Origin of the sequence: Pseudomonas neustonica (assembly GCF_003797945.1) — a bacterium.
Classification (GTDB): Bacteria; Pseudomonadota; Gammaproteobacteria; order Pseudomonadales; family Pseudomonadaceae; genus Halopseudomonas; species Halopseudomonas neustonica.
Genome location: NZ_RKKU01000001.1, coordinates 207888 through 224227, shown reverse-complemented (window position 1 = coordinate 224227; position 16340 = coordinate 207888). Strand labels below are relative to the sequence as shown.

Annotated in this window: 16 protein-coding genes, 1 pseudogene and 1 riboswitch; of the genes and pseudogenes, 13 read left to right on the top strand and 4 right to left on the bottom strand. The window is 57.6% G+C overall.

Translation table 11 applies throughout. From position 1 onward, the window contains the following. The first annotated feature begins 84 nt into the window (after positions 1-84). The 6 genes from EF096_RS00970 to EF096_RS00945 all read left to right on the top strand — a co-directional run bounded on the left by EF096_RS00970 (position 85) and on the right by EF096_RS00945 (position 6309). The gene (locus EF096_RS00970) at positions 85-1767 is read left to right on the top strand and encodes a carbon starvation CstA family protein (RefSeq protein ID WP_123887730.1); all 1683 of its coding nucleotides are present in this window, start codon (positions 85-87) and stop codon (positions 1765-1767) included. Beyond that, positions 1757-2041 (top strand): cory-CC-star protein, encoded by a 285-nt coding sequence (locus EF096_RS00965; protein ID WP_123887729.1) that lies wholly within the window; start codon positions 1757-1759, stop codon positions 2039-2041. Before EF096_RS00970 ends, EF096_RS00965 begins: the two co-directional genes overlap by 11 nt. Positions 2042-2047: 6 nt before the next feature. After that, complete coding sequence (locus EF096_RS00960; RefSeq protein WP_218565684.1) at positions 2048-3076, top strand: ArsA family ATPase; 1029 nt, start codon at positions 2048-2050, stop codon at positions 3074-3076. Positions 3077-3176: 100 nt separating this feature from the next. Next, complete coding sequence (locus tag EF096_RS20435) at positions 3177-3773, top strand: SpoIIAA family protein (RefSeq protein WP_218565685.1); 597 nt, start codon at positions 3177-3179, stop codon at positions 3771-3773. Positions 3774-3880: 107 nt separating this feature from the next. Further along, on the top strand, positions 3881-5179 hold the full coding sequence (locus tag EF096_RS00950; protein WP_123887728.1) for a homocitrate synthase: 1299 nt from the start codon (positions 3881-3883) through the stop codon (positions 5177-5179). A 185-nt stretch (positions 5180-5364) separates the two neighbouring features. Further along, positions 5365-6309, top strand: coding sequence for a GGDEF domain-containing protein (locus EF096_RS00945; RefSeq protein ID WP_123887727.1), 945 nt, complete (start codon positions 5365-5367; stop codon positions 6307-6309). 19 nt (positions 6310-6328) lie between these two features. Here the strand turns inward: EF096_RS00945 and EF096_RS00940 are convergent, their stop codons facing one another. The 4 genes and pseudogenes from EF096_RS00940 to hrpB all read right to left on the bottom strand — a co-directional run bounded on the left by EF096_RS00940 (position 6329) and on the right by hrpB (position 10909). Further along, positions 6329-6901, bottom strand: coding sequence for a TMEM165/GDT1 family protein (locus tag EF096_RS00940; protein ID WP_235869586.1), 573 nt, complete (start codon positions 6899-6901; stop codon positions 6329-6331). Between the two features lie 89 nt (positions 6902-6990). After that, positions 6991-7109, bottom strand: a riboswitch (yybP-ykoY riboswitch). Positions 7110-7146: 37 nt separating this feature from the next. Then, complete coding sequence (locus EF096_RS00935) at positions 7147-8163, bottom strand: class I SAM-dependent methyltransferase (RefSeq protein WP_123887725.1); 1017 nt, start codon at positions 8161-8163, stop codon at positions 7147-7149. A gap of 57 nt (positions 8164-8220) precedes the next feature. Continuing rightward, a pseudogene (locus tag EF096_RS00930) lies at positions 8221-8358 on the bottom strand ((2Fe-2S)-binding protein); the annotation flags it as partial. A gap of 16 nt (positions 8359-8374) precedes the next feature. Continuing rightward, positions 8375-10909 (bottom strand): ATP-dependent helicase HrpB, encoded by a 2535-nt coding sequence (gene hrpB / locus EF096_RS00925; RefSeq protein ID WP_123887724.1) that lies wholly within the window; start codon positions 10907-10909, stop codon positions 8375-8377. 172 nt (positions 10910-11081) lie between these two features. On the opposite strand from hrpB, the gene EF096_RS00920 reads away from it, so the two are divergent. The 7 genes from EF096_RS00920 (at position 11082) to EF096_RS00890 (ending at position 16326) form a co-directional block, all read left to right on the top strand. After that, positions 11082-11492 carry a polyribonucleotide nucleotidyltransferase gene (locus EF096_RS00920; protein WP_123887723.1) on the top strand — a complete coding sequence of 137 codons (411 nt, stop codon included), beginning with the start codon at positions 11082-11084 and terminating at the stop codon, positions 11490-11492. Continuing rightward, positions 11492-12373 (top strand): cation diffusion facilitator family transporter, encoded by an 882-nt coding sequence (locus tag EF096_RS00915; protein WP_123887722.1) that lies wholly within the window; start codon positions 11492-11494, stop codon positions 12371-12373. Before EF096_RS00920 ends, EF096_RS00915 begins: the two co-directional genes overlap by 1 nt. A gap of 315 nt (positions 12374-12688) precedes the next feature. Continuing rightward, a complete protein-coding gene (locus EF096_RS00910) occupies positions 12689-13177 on the top strand; it encodes an Lrp/AsnC family transcriptional regulator (protein WP_123887721.1) in 489 nt (162 codons plus the stop codon). A gap of 72 nt (positions 13178-13249) precedes the next feature. After that, positions 13250-13447, top strand: coding sequence for a DUF2788 domain-containing protein (locus EF096_RS00905; RefSeq protein ID WP_123887720.1), 198 nt, complete (start codon positions 13250-13252; stop codon positions 13445-13447). A 135-nt stretch (positions 13448-13582) separates the two neighbouring features. Then, a complete protein-coding gene (locus EF096_RS00900) occupies positions 13583-14224 on the top strand; it encodes a TetR/AcrR family transcriptional regulator (RefSeq protein ID WP_123887719.1) in 642 nt (213 codons plus the stop codon). Continuing rightward, positions 14221-15876, top strand: a complete 1656-nt coding sequence (locus EF096_RS00895) for an acyl-CoA dehydrogenase family protein (RefSeq protein ID WP_123887718.1) — start codon at positions 14221-14223, stop codon at positions 15874-15876. The genes EF096_RS00900 and EF096_RS00895 overlap by 4 nt, the downstream gene beginning before the upstream one ends. 3 nt (positions 15877-15879) lie before the next feature. Continuing rightward, positions 15880-16326 (top strand): PaaI family thioesterase, encoded by a 447-nt coding sequence (locus EF096_RS00890; protein ID WP_123887717.1) that lies wholly within the window; start codon positions 15880-15882, stop codon positions 16324-16326. The last annotated feature ends 14 nt before the right edge of the window (positions 16327-16340 follow it).

Below are 16340 nucleotides of genomic sequence, written 5' to 3'. Positions count from 1 at the left end.
CAGGATCGCCTCGTCTATAGTTAATCGAGACTGTAAACGCTTGGTTCGCCCATTTCCGTCAAAATAAAAAAACGGGAGTCTTGCATGAGCGCTGTAATACTGTTGTTGGTGGGGTTAGCCATAATGACGCTGGGGTACTTCATCTACTCCAAGTTCATTGCGGAAAAAATCTACCGGCTGGATCCTGACTTTCTAACACCAGCGCACGAATTTGAAGATGGTATCGACTTTGTACCCACCAACAAATTCGTACTCTGGGGCCACCACTTCACCTCCGTAGCCGGCGCTGCCCCTATTGTCGGCCCAGCCATCGCCGTTATCTGGGGCTGGGCGCCCGCCTTTATGTGGGTGGTATGCGGGACCATTTTCTTCGCTGGCGTTCACGATATGGGTGCCATCTGGGCCAGCGTGCGCAACAGAGCGCGCTCGGTCGGCTCGCTGACCGGCGATGTAGTGGGTAAGCGCGCTCGCAGCATATTCATGATCGTCATCTTCCTGGTACTGCTGATGGTCAACGCGGTATTCGCCGTTGTCATCGCCAAGCTCATGATGAAATTCCCGACTGCGGTGCTACCCGTGTGGGGGGCGATTGGCGTAGCCCTGATAGTTGGCCAGTTGATTTACCGGCGCATTATCAACCTGGTTAGCGTATCGGTCATCGGCGTGGTGGCGCTCTATGCATTGATCTTCGCCGGCCCCTCCGTACCTATTCAAATGCCAGCAGAAGTAGCTGGTATATCAGGCAACGCAGTCTGGATTGTGCTGTTGTTTGTTTACGCGGGTGTCGCATCTATTCTGCCCGTCTGGATGCTGCTACAACCGCGCGATTACATTAACGGCCTGCAACTCTTTGTTGGTTTGTTGATCCTTTACGGCGCCATCCTGCTGCTGAATCCGACCATGGTTGCGCCCATGTTCAACGACGCCGTGCCACCCGGAACACCTTCGATAATACCGTTGCTCTTTGTGACTATCGCCTGCGGTGCTATCTCCGGCTTCCATGGCCTGGTCGCATCCGGCACCACCTCCAAGCAGCTAAACAAGGAAACCGATGCCCGTTTTGTCGGTTACTTTGGCGCCATCGGCGAGGGCTGCCTGTCCCTCGCGGCGATACTGGTCGCCACAGCTGGCTTCGCTAGCCTGACGGATTGGCAAGCGATGTATTCAGCCTTCGGCCAGGGTGGCGTGACCGCCTTCGTTGAGGGCGGCGCCTATATCATCCATAACGGCCTGGGCTTACCGCAGGTGACTGCTGCAACTCTGCTGACTGTGATGGCTGCACTCTTCGCTGGCACGACCATGGATACCGGCCTACGCCTGCAGCGCTATATTTTCCAGGAGTGGGGCGAAATTTATAATCAGGAGTGGATGAAAAAACCACTGGTTGCCACCCTGCTGGCCGTTGGTAGCTGCATGCTACTGGCCTTTGGCGCAGGTGCCGACGGATCCGGCGGGATGATCATCTGGCCATTATTCGGCACCACCAATCAGCTGCTCGCCGGGCTAACGCTACTGGTCATCACCGTGATGCTGGTGCACCTCAGACGCCCCATGTGGTACACGCTGGCACCACTGTGCTTCCTGCTGATCATGACCGTCGTTGCCCTGGTCACTCAATTGCGCACTTTTTATGAGCAGGAAAACTACTTCCTGCTGTTTCTGGATATTGTGGTGTTGATTGCCGCCATCCTGGTTGCCATGGAGTGTGCCTCGGCCCTGAAGCGCCATCGCGCACTGGCTGCCACCGAGGACAACAATGCCACGTGATCAGAAAGCCGGAGAGTGGCGCGCCTGGTTTGGTAAGGCGCGCTTTTTTCTTGAGGAGACGTACAGTACTCGCTATCGCGGCGCCATCGCCCGTGCCAGGCGTGATGAAGATGATCTCTTTATGCTGCTGGTCTTCTCGGAAATGATGGGCGTACCCAACCCGGCCAGCTATTACACCCTGGAGCTGCAACCGCTATTGCTGCAGCGCTTCCATGACTGGCATCGGCGTATGGGTATGGAACACTCGCCCTTGGACCATTTCCGCTGCTGCTAATCTGGAGTGCCTGTTATTACACCCCCACGCTTTGATCTGCTTGACCGCCGCCTGATTTGGGTGGGCGGTAAAGGCGGAGTTGGTAAAACCACCGTTTCCGCCGCCCTGGCAGTGCTGGCAGCAACGCGCGGCAAACGCTGCTTGATCGTTTCCACTGACCCGGCCCATAGCCTGGGCGATGTCTTTGCGACTCAACTAAACGACCACCCGCGTCGACTAATGCTCAACCTCGACGCGATGGAGATAGACCCGGACGCTGAGGTGGAAGCACATCTGGCGCGAGTCACTGCGCAGATGCGTCAGTTCGCCAGTGCCGAAATGCTGCCGGAGCTGGAAAGGCAGCTCAAATTGACCCGTCAATCTCCAGGCACGCAGGAAGCTGCGCTACTCGAGCGCATCGCTCGTCTAATCAATAGCCCGCAACCTGATTACGACGTGATCATTTTTGATACTGCACCCACCGGCCACACCTTGCGCCTGCTCACGCTACCTGAAGCCATGGCCGCCTGGACTGATGGCCTGCTGAGCCATAATCGAAAATCCGAAGAACTGGGCAAAGTGCTGCAGCATCTGACGCCCAAGCGTGGCCGCGATATCGATAGCCCCTTTGATAACCCACAAGATGATGCGCTAAGCGAGTTTGATCGCAAAACCCGCGATGTCGCCGAAACGCTACTTAGTCGGCGACGCTTGTTCCATCAGGCCAGACGGGTGCTAAAGGACCACCAGCAAAGCGGGTTCCTTTTTGTACTGACACCAGAACGCTTGCCTATACTGGAGACAGCGCGGGCAATCAGCACGCTGCAGTCTGTCGATATTCCGGTGGTTGCAGCGCTGGTCAACCGGGTAATACCTGACACCGCAGACGGCCATTTTTTGCAACGCCGACGTGAGCAGGAAGCAACCTACCTGCAACGTATAGATCAGGAATTGGGCCATTTGCCACGTCCACAACTGCCCTGGCTGGAAACCGACGTACAGGGGATAGAAATACTGCAGCAGATTGCCGAACAATTAGCCGCGCAGGGGTTCTAAATTACGTTAGGCCCGTGGCACAGCGCGCAGACACAATCTACTGAAAGGGAACAGCCATGAAGTACGCGAGCTAATAGCGCCGGGGCTGATTCATGCCAGGATGCAGCTACGCGATTATCAAGCTACCATCGAGATTCCGTACTCAGCCAAGCGCTACAGCATTCATTACCACAGCAGTGAGCAACTGGATTACCAAGGTGGTCGAATAAATCCCTACAACCGCTGGGTCATGAATTTTTCCTCAAGCATCCAGCAGCAGCTCAGTGCCGAGGCCTTTGAAGACACTACCGACGGCGGCCAGATCCGCCGAAACCAAAACGAGGATAGCCGCATGCTCAGCATTACGCTTGATCCCGAGAACGCCATTGTTGTATTGGAACCACAGGGCACTCTGAGCGAAGAGGATTTCCGCCGCGTACGCGCCGCTGTTGACCCTTTCATCGAACTACACGGCGGCTTAAATGGCATGATTATTCATGTCCACTCATTCCCGGGCTGGGACTCCCTCAGCGCCATGATTTCACACCTTACCTTCATCCAGGATCACCACCGCAAGATTAAGCGCATTGCCGTTACCAGCGACTCCAACCTGGGTAATGTGGCAGAGACGCTGGGATCACACCTTGTCGCAGCCGAAATCAAATCCTTTGGTTTTGACCAATTGGCAGATGCCCAGCGCTGGATCTTGGACACTTGAGTAAATACGGCCATAACCGATAGCGCTCCCCACTGCGTGAGCTAACTCGAAGCTGACATGTAAACATGCTATACAGTGCAAAAGATCATCCAAGGACAGGATCAAACATGGCACTGAACCCCGCTACTAAAAACAAGATAGATTCCATTCTCACTGGCGCACAAGACAAAATAGAGCAACTGCGCGCACTAACCCCCTTCTTCATCGATCTATCCCTGAGAGAAAATCCAGTTGGTGCGCGCGTTGGGCAAACGCTGGCGGACAAGCTGGCGATTCTGCCGAAAATACGTGCGTTTGGTTTCGATAAAATCCTGCTCGGCACCCTCGACTACTCAATGCCCGACGAGCTAGAAGTCGACGACGACTTTATGCTTTACCTGCGTGATCACCACATCGACACCACCGGTTGTTACGCCTTTACCGATATCGGCCTGGTGGATGCGCAGGGTCACTTCACCCCGTCTGCCTCCATGCTCAAGCTACGCGACTACGCGGTACCCAACACACTGCACGAGATCTACCTGAGCAAAGACGGCATGGCGGGGCAATACGACATGGTTACCTTGCTGCGGAGTTTGCCTGCCAGCATTCAATGGCTACAGGAAAATATCCGCGGAGATCATGGCGGCGCCCCACGGATACTGATCAACGTAGTGGATGGCTGCGACGCACTGGCTGAAAACCCGGACAGCGCCTGCGCCGTTTTCGCCATGCTGGCCCAGCAACCCATAGAAGGCATCAGCATCGAAGACGATCGTGGTACCTACCTGCCCTTTCAGGTTGGCGCCTTCGTCGAGGCTATTCGTTGCGTCATTCCCCCGCCATTGAAGTTGCTGGTGCACATGCACGCAGGCGGCGGTTTTGAAAATGCCTCAGTACTGGAAGCGCTGCTAAGAGGCGCCGACGGTGCCTGGGGAGGCCTGCCCAAGCGTGCAGCCATTATTGGCCATGCGTCACTGGGTGAGCTCATCGCCAATCTGGTGCGCGTCGGTAACCAGCACATGCAGAGCAACTACCAGCTGGATCAACTGATGCCTTTGGCAACCAGCTTGCAAATCATGGATGAGGAGCAACAGGTTCCGGATGATCTGCCGATCCTGGGCCACAATGCCTATCGCCTGCCATTGAGTTTTTTCCGCCAACGCCCGGACCGCTTCATGGACCTGGTACCCGAGGCTATCGGCGGTAGCTACGGCTATCGTATCTGCCCGGTGGTAAGCGATCCAGACGTGATAGCCGGGCGTTTGAGCGAGGTGACCGGGCGGCCTTCCAGTGTTTTCTCGGCCGAGGTGCTGGAGCAAATGGTGCGTCTCATGCGACGTGAACTGCGTGCCGGCGAGCGTATTGTCTACGATGAACCAACACAGTTGATGGCCTTATATCAACGTGCCGGCGGCCAAGCCTGAGCAATATCCTGCATGTCGGGCTTTACAACCACCCCGATCAGGGTCTAAAACAAAAGGTTATAGTGATTCCGTGCGCTAACGCACAGTTCGCAACAGTGATCTTGCCCGTAGCGGATCAGCCCTGAATGCCAAGGAAATGGCTGAGCCCTGCACTCTGGCACGTCAACAAACAGAGTTGAAGGATTATGAAAGACATAGCCCGAGAGATAGAGCAGGACAGCGCGGTTTATAAAACACTGCTGGAATCGACCAAGGCCATTCCCTGGAAAATTGATTGGGAAACCATGGCATTTGCCTATATCGGCCCGCAGATAGAATCACTGCTGGGCTGGTCCCAGGATAGCTGGCTGAGCGTGAACGACTGGTCTGATCGCATGCACCCCGAAGATCGCGAGTGGGTAGTCAACTTCTGCGTGTCTCAATCCCAGTCCGGCATTGACCATGAGGCCGACTACCGAGCGCTAACGAGCGACGGCAACTATGTCTGGATCCGTGATGTCGTGCATGTGGTTCGCAACGACGACGGCGAAGTCGAATCGCTGATTGGCTTCATGTTCGATATCAGTGAGCGCAAAAAGAACGAAGAAAAGCTACTCAACCTGCAGAAGGAACTGGAAGAGCTTTCATTCAAGGATGGCCTAACCGGCGTTGCCAACCGCCGCATGTTTGACTCTATTTTACAGCTGGAGTGGACGAACGCCCGGCGCACAGGCCAGCCATTGTCGGTAGTCATGATAGATATCGACTACTTCAAGCAATACAACGATCATTATGGACACATCAAAGGTGATGATAGCCTCAAGCGGGTAGCCAAGGCACTGAATACTGCCGCGGCTCGCTCACGGGATTTTTTCGCTCGCTATGGCGGAGAAGAGTTCATTCTGGTGTTACCTGAAACCGACGCTCATGCTGCAGAGCTGGTCGCCGAGCGCTGCCGTAATCTGATCTTCAAGGAACAGATCGCACATAATGCCTCAGAGGTCAGCCAGATACTGACCATCAGCATGGGGTTGGGCAGCATAGTACCAAGCCAGAAAGACGATCCCCGCGCCTTTATCGACGCGGTGGATCGCAACCTGTATCTGGCCAAGCAAAGAGGCCGTAATCGTGCGGTGTGCGGACTCGATTGATACGAGTCCAGCTCGCCCTTCAACCTGCCTGAATAAACAACCAGGCGGCGTACAGACCCAGCAACAGGAAGGCGAACGCCGTTACCCGGCGAATCCAGGCCAGCGGCAACTTGTCGGCCGCCGCGTTGCCCAATAACACTACCGGCACATTAGCCAGTAGCATACCCAGCGTCGTACCCATTACCACCCAGATGTAGGCATCAAACTGCGCGGCCAGAACCACAGTCGCAATTTGTGTCTTGTCGCCCATTTCAGCAAGGAAAAATGCCACCAGGGTTGCCATGAAGGCGCCGTATTTTCCTATCGGTGGCGCCTCGTCTTCATCCAGTTTATCCGGCACCAACGTCCAGGCCGCCACAGCCAGAAAGGAGATTGCCAGCAGGCCGTGCTGCCATTGCGAACTGAGCATATCGGCCACCACCTGTCCCACCGCACCGGCAAGGGCATGGTTGACCACGGTAGCAACAAGAATGCCCCAGATAATGGGCCAGGGACGACGAAAACGGGCAGCCAGCAAGAGCGCCAGCAGTTGGGTTTTGTCGCCGATCTCTGCCAGCGAGACAATCCCGGTTGATACAAAAAAAGCTTCCACGGAGGTTCCAAAGGAGGGCGGGTCAGACATACCAATGACATACAGACACCCCCGCCCTCGGCTGGTGTTCGTATGTCATAGGTCTCGTCAAACCCGTGTCGCGCCAGGCGACTGAGGTTTGCGAACGCCATGATCTGCGGATCAATTATGTTGACGTTCGCCAATGGAAGACAGGCTTCCGGAGAGACTACTCCCCTAAGACAGCAGCAAATTTACCAGTATCGCCAACACCAGGCAACTACAAATCAGCCCGGCACCACCGCAGAGTAGACCTTGAAGCGGTTGTTCTCGCGTAACACCTGACAGGGACCAATATGCTGCTCGATCAATGGCGGGTAACGCAGGAAACCGTTGGCCACAATCCGTAACTCACCGCGTGGCTGCAAATTACGCGTCACCTGACTGAAAAAGCGCTCAGCGATACTGGTGTCCTGGCGGATGCCGGTATGAAACGGCGGGTTGCTGATAACCGACGTATAACGACCGTGCACTTCACTCAACCCATCAGAGGCATAAACCTGCGCCTCAACGTCATTGAGTTTGAGCGATTGCTCGGCGCAATAAATGGCCAGCGCATCAACATCCACCAGCTCAAACTGACAATCCGGGTTGCGACGAGCCAACGCGATAGAAAGCACGCCGGAACCGCAGCCGAAATCCAGCACCTTGCCGCGCAACGCTGAATGCTCTTCAAGCAGCAACTCGCTACCCTCGTCCAGCCGGCCGTGGCTGAATACGCCGGGCAGACTGAGCAAGTCAATCTTCTGGTCAGCCAATTCCAGCGTGTAATGCTGTTGCCAGTCTTGCAGATTGAAGGGTTTTGCGACCCGGTCAACGACGACGCGCCACAGCTGACAATGCCGCGCCGAATCGAGCTTTTCCGGCCGCGCGCCGAACTGGCTCAACAATCGCTCGGCACGCGTGACCCCGCCTTTCTTCTCACCCACCAGATAAAGCGGCTTACCAGCGGCCAGCAACGGTGCCATCTGCGCCAACGCGTATTCCGCCCGCTCTATCGCCTTGGGCATCACCAGAATGGCAGCATCCAGCGCATCCACCGCAGGGCACAGGTGAGAAAATACCAGCTTGTCTGCAGGCAACTGGTTGGCCAGGCCGTGCGCGACCGAAAAATCCCAGCTCCATAGCGTCCAGTCCGCCGCCAGACTACGAGTCAGGGTATCTGCTGCGGGATTGACCAGCAGCAGGCGCTGGCCGCTAAACAACTCGGCACTACGTTCAAGAATCTGGCTGGTGTTGTCCATCGTCTACTCCGGGGCGGTCTGCGCAAAGTGGGCATTGTAAGCACAGCGACAAGCGGGTCAACCAGACGATTGATCAAGCACATAACAAGGGTGCAGCAACGTCAGCAAACTAGTGCTTTTTCCGCGCAACAAAGGACAGGCGGCGCAGTACTCAATCGGGCTGCTGGCCCGATAGTAAAAGCAGCAGGTACGGCGAACGCCAGGGGAATATTTACTTGCGCGGCTTTGCGCGTCTGGTGGGCTCGGCCTGCAACGGATCGTCCGGCCAATAATGCTTGGGGTAGCGGCCTTTCAGGTCCTTCTTTACCTCGGCATAACTGCCATGCCAGAAGCCGACCAGATCCTGAGTGACCTGCACAGGGCGCTGCGCGGGCGACAATAACTGTAACTTCAGCGCCTGGCGGCCGCGCGCAATGCGCGGTGTGTCGGCGCTGCCAAACAGCTCCTGCAAGCGTACCGAGAGACTTGGCGGCGTTTCGCTGTAATCAATACGAATACGTGACCCCGTGGGCACCGTCCAATGGGTCGGGGCTTGCTCCTCCAATTGCTGGGGCAAGGGCCAGGGCAAGAGCCCAAGAAGAATATTGGCCAACTCCAGCTGGGCGAAATGAGCCAAGCGGGTGATCTTGTTTAAATGGGGCGCGAGCCAGTCTTCCAGGGTGTCCAACAACGTCTGATCAGCAAGATCCGGCCAGGCACTATCACCCTTTTCAGCCAGATCGAGGGCACGCAACAAACCGATACGCGCCTGCCACTGGCGCAGCGCTGGCGTCCACGGCAGCAGGTTGATCCCTTGCCGACGCACGACATCACAGAGCGCGCGCTGACGTTGCTGCGGATCGATCTGCGCTAATGCTGCGCGTTGCCAGACCAACTCACCGATACGTTCCTGCCGTTCGGCCAGCAAGGATTCTGTACGCGCATCCCAGGACAGGGTTTCACGCTGACTAAGCAGGCCGGGCTGCACTGCAAGTAAGGCAGGCACATCCAGCTCCGCCGCCATGAAAATGCGCGCATTACGCTGACTGGCCTGACCGCCGAGCGCGGTGATCGCCAACCAGTTGCACTGCTGCAGCGAGTCCGGCTCCATAAACGCGGCCGCCCGGCCATTGGCCAGACGGTATTCAGTGCCGGACTCCCCCCGACGCTGCGCTATGCGATCCGGGTAAGCCAGCGCCAGCAGCACACCAATCCACTTTTCATCCTGCGCATCATTGACCGGCGAGGTAACCGGGAGTCGCTTGAGCAATGCTTGCCACTGTGTTGCCAGCTTGCGCGCCCGCTGCAACGCGTTACGGTCAGCATCCGCGCCACGTGGATCGTCAAACAGGGCCACGCGGCGGCTGATATCCGCGCTCTGTGCGCGGCGCAGCAAATCGCGCTCATCAACCACTGCAGCCAGTCTGGCCGCCAACTGACCCAGGCCCAGACGCTGCCCTTCAACCAGCATATGTGCCAGCCGCGGGTGCATAGGCAAGCGTGTCAGCGTCTCACCGTGCGGGGTTAACTGCCAGCCCTGTGCAGACAGCTGCAAGGCACCGAGCCGCTGCAGCAAGTCTCTGCCTTGCTGCAGCGCCGCAGCGGGTGGCGGATCGAGCCACACCAGCTCGCTGACGTCTTGCACGCCCCAATGCGCCAACTGCAATGCAAGCGGCGCCAAATCAGCCTGTTTTATTTCCGGTTCGCGTTGCGCCGCCAGTTGCTCATGCTGCTGTGCCGACCACAACCGGTAACAAACACCGGGCTCCAGACGGCCCGCTCGGCCTGCACGCTGCTCTGCTGCTGCACGCGACACCCGGCGAGTATGCAAGCCGGTCATACCCGATTGTGGATCAAAGGCAGCCTCGCGCGATAAACCAGCGTCCACCACCACCCGAATCCCCTCGATGGTCAAACTGGTTTCCGCAATAGCGGTTGCCAGCACCACCTTGCGCTGACCCGCCGGGGCCGGTTGAATCGCTTGTCGCTGAGTGCCGAAATCCAGCTCACCGTAGAGCGGCGTCAAGAGCACATCCGCACGACCGTTCAGGCTTTGCTCCAACTGCGCCTGCACTCGGCGGATCTCCGCCGTGCCCGGTAAAAACACCAGTACGCTGCCGTGCTCGTCGTCCAGCGCCTGCATCACCGTCTGACAAACCAGCGGCTCAATAAACTGGCGCGGCTCCCAGGGGGTACCGTAGTTCACCGTCACCGGATACTGACGACCCATACTGGTTATCACCGGCGCATCATCCAATAGCTGACTGACCGCGTCAGCGTCCAGTGTGGCCGACATCACCAACAAACGCAGGGGGTACTCATCGCGCAGGTATTGCTGGGTCTGAACGCAGAGCGCGAGCCCCAAGTCAGCATCCAGGCTGCGCTCATGGAATTCATCGAAGATCACTATGCCCACCCCAGGCAACTCGGGGTCCGACTGCAACTGGCGCTGCAAAATACCTTCGGTTACGACCTCAATGCGGGTGGCCGCACTGACCTTGCTGTCGAGCCGAATACGATAGCCCACAGTCTGCCCCACCGGCTCACCCAGCAAATCAGCCAAGCGCTCCGCCGCAGCGCGTGCTGCCAGCCGGCGCGGCTCAAGCAATATAATCTTCTGCCCTGCCAGCCAATCCACGTCCAACAGCGCCAAAGGCACAAGCGTGGTTTTACCCGCGCCGGGGGGCGCCTGCAGCACCGCCGAGGGGCTATACTCCAATGCCTGCAATAACTCAGGCAGAATCTGCGTGACGGGTAATTCGCTCATGGCTAAACCGTACCGAAAATAGAGGCCGCATTATACGGCTTACGGGCTTTCAGTCAGCCCAAGGCGCAGATATGCTATGCACAACCAGAGCATCGCACAGAACGCCGTGTTTGCCGTGGCCTGGAAAATAGCACCTACCGATTCCCTCACTGCTTTCAGGAGTCCCGCAGTCATGCGTCTCAAGCCCCTAGCCAGCATTCTGCTTGCCACTACTGTCATCACCCAACTTAGCGCCTGCGGTACCGTGTTTTATCCGGAGCGCCGCGGCCAGATCAGTGGAGAAATCGATCCCGGCGTGGCGATTCTCAACGGTATTGGCCTGCTGTTCTATATCATTCCTGGTGTAATCGCCTTTGCTGTCGACTTCGCTACCGGCGCCATATACCTGCCTGACGCGCGCTACAGCCTGGAACCGGAACAACTGCAGCCCGCTATCGATGCCGATGGCAAGGTCGACAAGGCCAAACTTCAGGCGATCATTCGCCAGGAACTGAACCTGGATCTGCCAGTTGAGCAGGCCGAGGAAAGCCGACAGCCACTGCCCAGCCATATCGCCATGCTGCACAGCACACCGCGCGCCTGATGACAGAGCAAACCCACGATGCAACCGAACGCGCTCGCCTACTCAGGCTGGCTACACGTGCTTCGGTCATCGTTGCACTGGTGCTTATAGCGCTGAAGAGTGGAGTCTGGCTGATGTCAGGCTCGGTCAGTCTGCTGGCGGGGTTAATCGACTCATTGATGGACGCGGGTGCCTCCATCATCAATCTGTTTGCCGTCGGCTACGCGCTGAAGCCGGCGGATAAAGAGCATCGCTTCGGGCACGGCAAGGCGGAAGCGCTGGCCGGGCTGGCGCAATCGGCCTTCATTACCGGCTCTGCGGTTCTGGTGCTGCTGCAAGGTATCAACCGGCTGCTGCACCCCCAACCGCTTGAGACCGCCTGGGCTGGCATCGCCGTCATGGTATTTTCCATTGTCGCAACACTCGGCCTACTGGCAATCCAGCAACACGTAATCAAACGCACCCATTCCACCGCCATCAGCGCAGACTCGTTGCATTACCGCTCAGACCTGATACTTAACGTCAGCATTATCGCCGCCTTACTATTGGCGCACTTCGGCATTCAGCGCGCAGATGCTCTATTCGGACTGGGCATTGCGGTATTCATCGGCTATGGCGCCGTGCGCATCGGCCTGGAAGCCATTGCGATACTGATGGATCACGAACTGCCGGACGACGTGCGTGCAGCCTCGCTGGCCATCGCCCGCGCGGTGCCCGACGTCATCGATGTGCACGATCTGCGCACTCGCCAGTCGGGCCACCACTGGTTCATGCAGCTGCATCTTGAGCTGCCCGCTACGCTAACCTTGGCGGATGCGCACGCGCGCGGCGAGCAGGTGCGATTAGCCATCATTGAGCGCTACCCGCAAGCAGACGTGCTGGTGCACAAAGACCCTGCCTAAGCAAAGCAGGCAAAAAAAAGGCGAGCCACCGAGAAAGGTAGCTCGCCTTTTTTATGCGTCCTCCTGCATCCTGATGGGATGTTGCCTTATTCCCGTGCCTTGTGGGCTGGGTAACCGATTGGCAGCACACCTGGTAGGTGATCTTGCCCCAACTCGCCGGATAAGCGAGCCGGTTGGACGATCGGTTCTGGCTGAAACTGTTGACTATAGTAAGCCGACAAGAGCGAAATAACTTTTCTAATATTGCATAAATACTTGCCTTAACAGCAATAAAAACCTAAAAATAGCGATAAATGCGCAATAAGGTAAAAAACCATGAATTCCGTCAACCTTGATCGCTACGACTTGAAGATTTTGGCCGCGTTACAGCAGGACGCTCGTATCAGCAATCAGGAGCTAGCCGAACGCATCGGCCTATCGCCCTCGCCATGCTCACGCCGGGTGAAGCAGCTGGAAGACAGCGGACTGATCAAAAAACAGGTCGCTCTGCTCGATCCAACCATGCTCGGCCTAAAACTGACTGCCTTCGTCATGATCGGCATGGACCGGCATACCCCTGAACGCTTTGCCGGGTTTGAGAAGACTATTCGCGACTGCCCGGAAGTGCTCGACTGCTGCCTGGTAACCGGCATGGATGCCGACTACCACCTACGCGTGGTGGTACCGGATATGGAGCACTATCAGCAACTGCTGCTAGGCACGCTCACGCGGATCGAAGGCGTATCAAGCGTGCGCTCCAGCTTTGTACTCAGCCAAGTACTGGCCAGCACCGAACTGCCATTGAAGCATCTTGGCCTGAACTAATTACCGACTCGCGCGCATGCCAACCAGAGCCGTTATACTGGGCGCCCTTTTTCACTGTCTGGAGCATGCCCCATGACCTACCAACAATTTGAAGCCCTGGCCATGCCAGTCATGATCTTTGCCCTGGTCGCTTTTATGGGTTTTATCGTCTGGGATCTGGCAAAAAAATCAAAGGCCGGACGCTACGGCACTTTCGTCCTGTTTTCAGTTCTGGGCCTGGGCGTTATCGCCTTTGTGATCAAGGAAGTGGTGATCGGTGTTATTGGCTGAGACACTGCCGCTCACCCTCTCCCTGTCGACCCAGCACCAACGACCAGAACGCCACTGAGTCTGACCATTTTACCGCCTGCATCAAAGCCTGAATCCTGATTCACTATAAACAAATAATGAATCCGGATTCAGCTTATGGTTTATCGTACCACCGCCACCCGCCTCGAGCGTGACGAAGTCACCCGCGAGCACATACTCAACTGCGCCCTGCAGCAGGTCGCAGACAGTGGCTTCGGCGCCCTGACCATGAGCGGACTGGCCCGCGCTGCTGGCATTGCCACCGGCAGCCTGTACCGGCACTTCCCCGGCAAAGGCGCGCTGACAGCCGAGGTCTTTGTAAAGGCTACCCGCATTGAGCTCAATACGCTCAAAGAGCAGTTTCTTGCGCCTGGCTTGGCGCATGACCGCCTGCGCAATGGCATCGCGCAGTTTGCCGCCAGAGCCTGGCATAGCCGCCAACTGGCTTACGCCTTGATTGCCGAGCCCGCCGAAGAAGAAGTGGAAACACAGCGCCTTTATTACCGTCAGGCCTACGCCACCATCTACGGCGAGCTGCTGAAAGACGGTGTTGCAGACGGCAGCTTTGTGGTTGAAAACATCCCGCTCACCGCAGCCTGCCTGGTCGGCGCTGTCGCCGAGTCACTCGTTGGCCCACTCTCGCCACAAGCACGCGCCGACCGGGAAAGCGGCTTACCCACTGAAACGCTGGCAGCCGTAACGCGCACCATCACCCGTTTTTGTCTACGCGCACTCGGTGCGAAGGACCTACCGCAATGAACCTACATCACTATGCCGAAACCCACGACGTCACCAACCAGGTACCGCCACTCAGCGCTATCAACCTGTACCGCGATGACCTGCCGCTGCAGGAGTGGGTCAAACGCTATCAGGGCGAATGGGCAGACGCAGCGCTAAACACGTACGGCCAGCTAGCGGGCAGCAGCCTGATGCAGGCCGGTTTTCTAGCCAACGAGAACAAGCCGGTATTCAAGAGCCATGACCGCTGCGGGCACCGCATTGACCTGGTTGAGTTTCATCCCGCTTACCATGAGTTGATGGCTGCCGGCATTGGCGCAGGAGTGACCAGTGCGCCCTGGACTGACCCGCGCCCCGGCGCCCAAGTGGCGCGCGCGGCCACCATGTACCTGCATAATCAGGCCGAGGCCGGCACTAGCTGCCCCATGACCATGACTTACGCCTGTGTGCCCGCGCTGCGTCTACAGCCCGACCTGGCAGAGCACTGGCTGCCGAAAATACTCTCGCGCCAATACGACCCACGCAATCTGCCAGTCGAGCAAAAAACCGGCGCTACTATCGGCATGGCCATGACCGAGAAACAGGGCGGTACCGACGTACGCGCCAATACCACCCGCGCCTATCCCGTGGGCGTCGGCGGTCCCGGCCAAGCCTACGAACTGGTCGGCCACAAATGGTTTTGCTCGGCGCCTATGTGCGACGCCTTCCTGACGCTGGCCCAGACCGACAAGGGATTGAGCTGTTTTCTGCTGCCACGCCACCGCCCGGACGGCTCGCGTAATGAATTTTATATTCAGCGCCTGAAAAACAAACTGGGCAACTGGGCCAACGCCTCCAGCGAAGTCGAGTTTCGCGGTGCACTGGCCTGGATGGTCGGCGCGGAGGGCCGCGGCGTGCCCACTATTATTGAAATGGTCTCACTGACTCGCTTCGACTGCATGATCGGCTCCAGCTCGCTGATGCGTCAGGCACTCACCCAGGCAGCGCACCACTGCGCGCACCGCATGGTCGGCACCCGCGTACTCAATGAGCAGCCGCTGATGCAGAACGTACTCGCCGATCTGGCACTGGAGAGCGAAGCGGCGCTGGCACTGACCATGCGCATGGGCAAGGCGCTCGACTCCGTACATGACGAACAGGAAGACAAGTTCGCACGCCTGGTAACAGCAATTGGCAAATACTGGATCTGCAAACGCGCACCGGGCATGATCAACGAGGCACAGGAATGCCTGGGCGGCACCGGTTATGTGGAGGACAGCATACTGCCGCGCCTGTACCGCGAAGCACCGGTCAACTCGATCTGGGAAGGCTCCGGCAATGTGCAGTGCCTGGACGTGCTGCGCGCCCTATCCAAAGAGCCAGGCGTACTTGATGTGTTATTTGCCGAACTGGGCGACGGGCACGGCTCGGCAGTGCTAAAGCAACAAATTGAGCAACTCAAGCAACAGTTCGGTGACACCGATGAAATTCAGCACCGCGCACGCCAACTGACCGAAGACGTCGCTACCGCGCTACAGGCCAAACTATTACTTGAGGCAGGCAACAGCAGCGTCTCCGACGCCTTTATCGCTAGCCGTCTGGGCCAGCATGGTCAAGCCTACGGGACGCTGCCACGCGGCCTGAACCTAGCGGCGCTGATTGCGCGCTCCACACCAGCCGGTTTTCAGGAGTAAGGCATGACGCTAGCACAGCAAGATATCGACGCTCGTGTACAGGCAGGCTTCGCCAAGGCCGCCTTCATCAATGATCTGGGTATTCGCCCGACCGCCTGCGGGCCCGGTTGGGTTGAGGCAGAGCTGCAAATCCTGCCACGCCACAGCCAGCAGAACGGCTTCGTACATGCCGGGGTGCAAACCACCCTCGCCGACCATAGCGCTGGCGCAGCAGCAGCGACCTTGATCCCTGACGGATTCGGCGTGCTAAGTGTGGAGTTCAAAGTCAACCTGCTACGCCCCGCACTTTGCGCTACCCTGTTATGCCGCGCGGAGGTCCTCAAGCCCGGAAAACAGATCTGCGTGGTCGAAGCAGAGGTCTTTGCATGGGCAGACGGCAAAAAACGCTTGTTCAGCAAAGCAACTGTGACCCTCGCCGTTATGCCTATTGCCGACACCCAGCCGCGCTGATTACACAAGGTTAG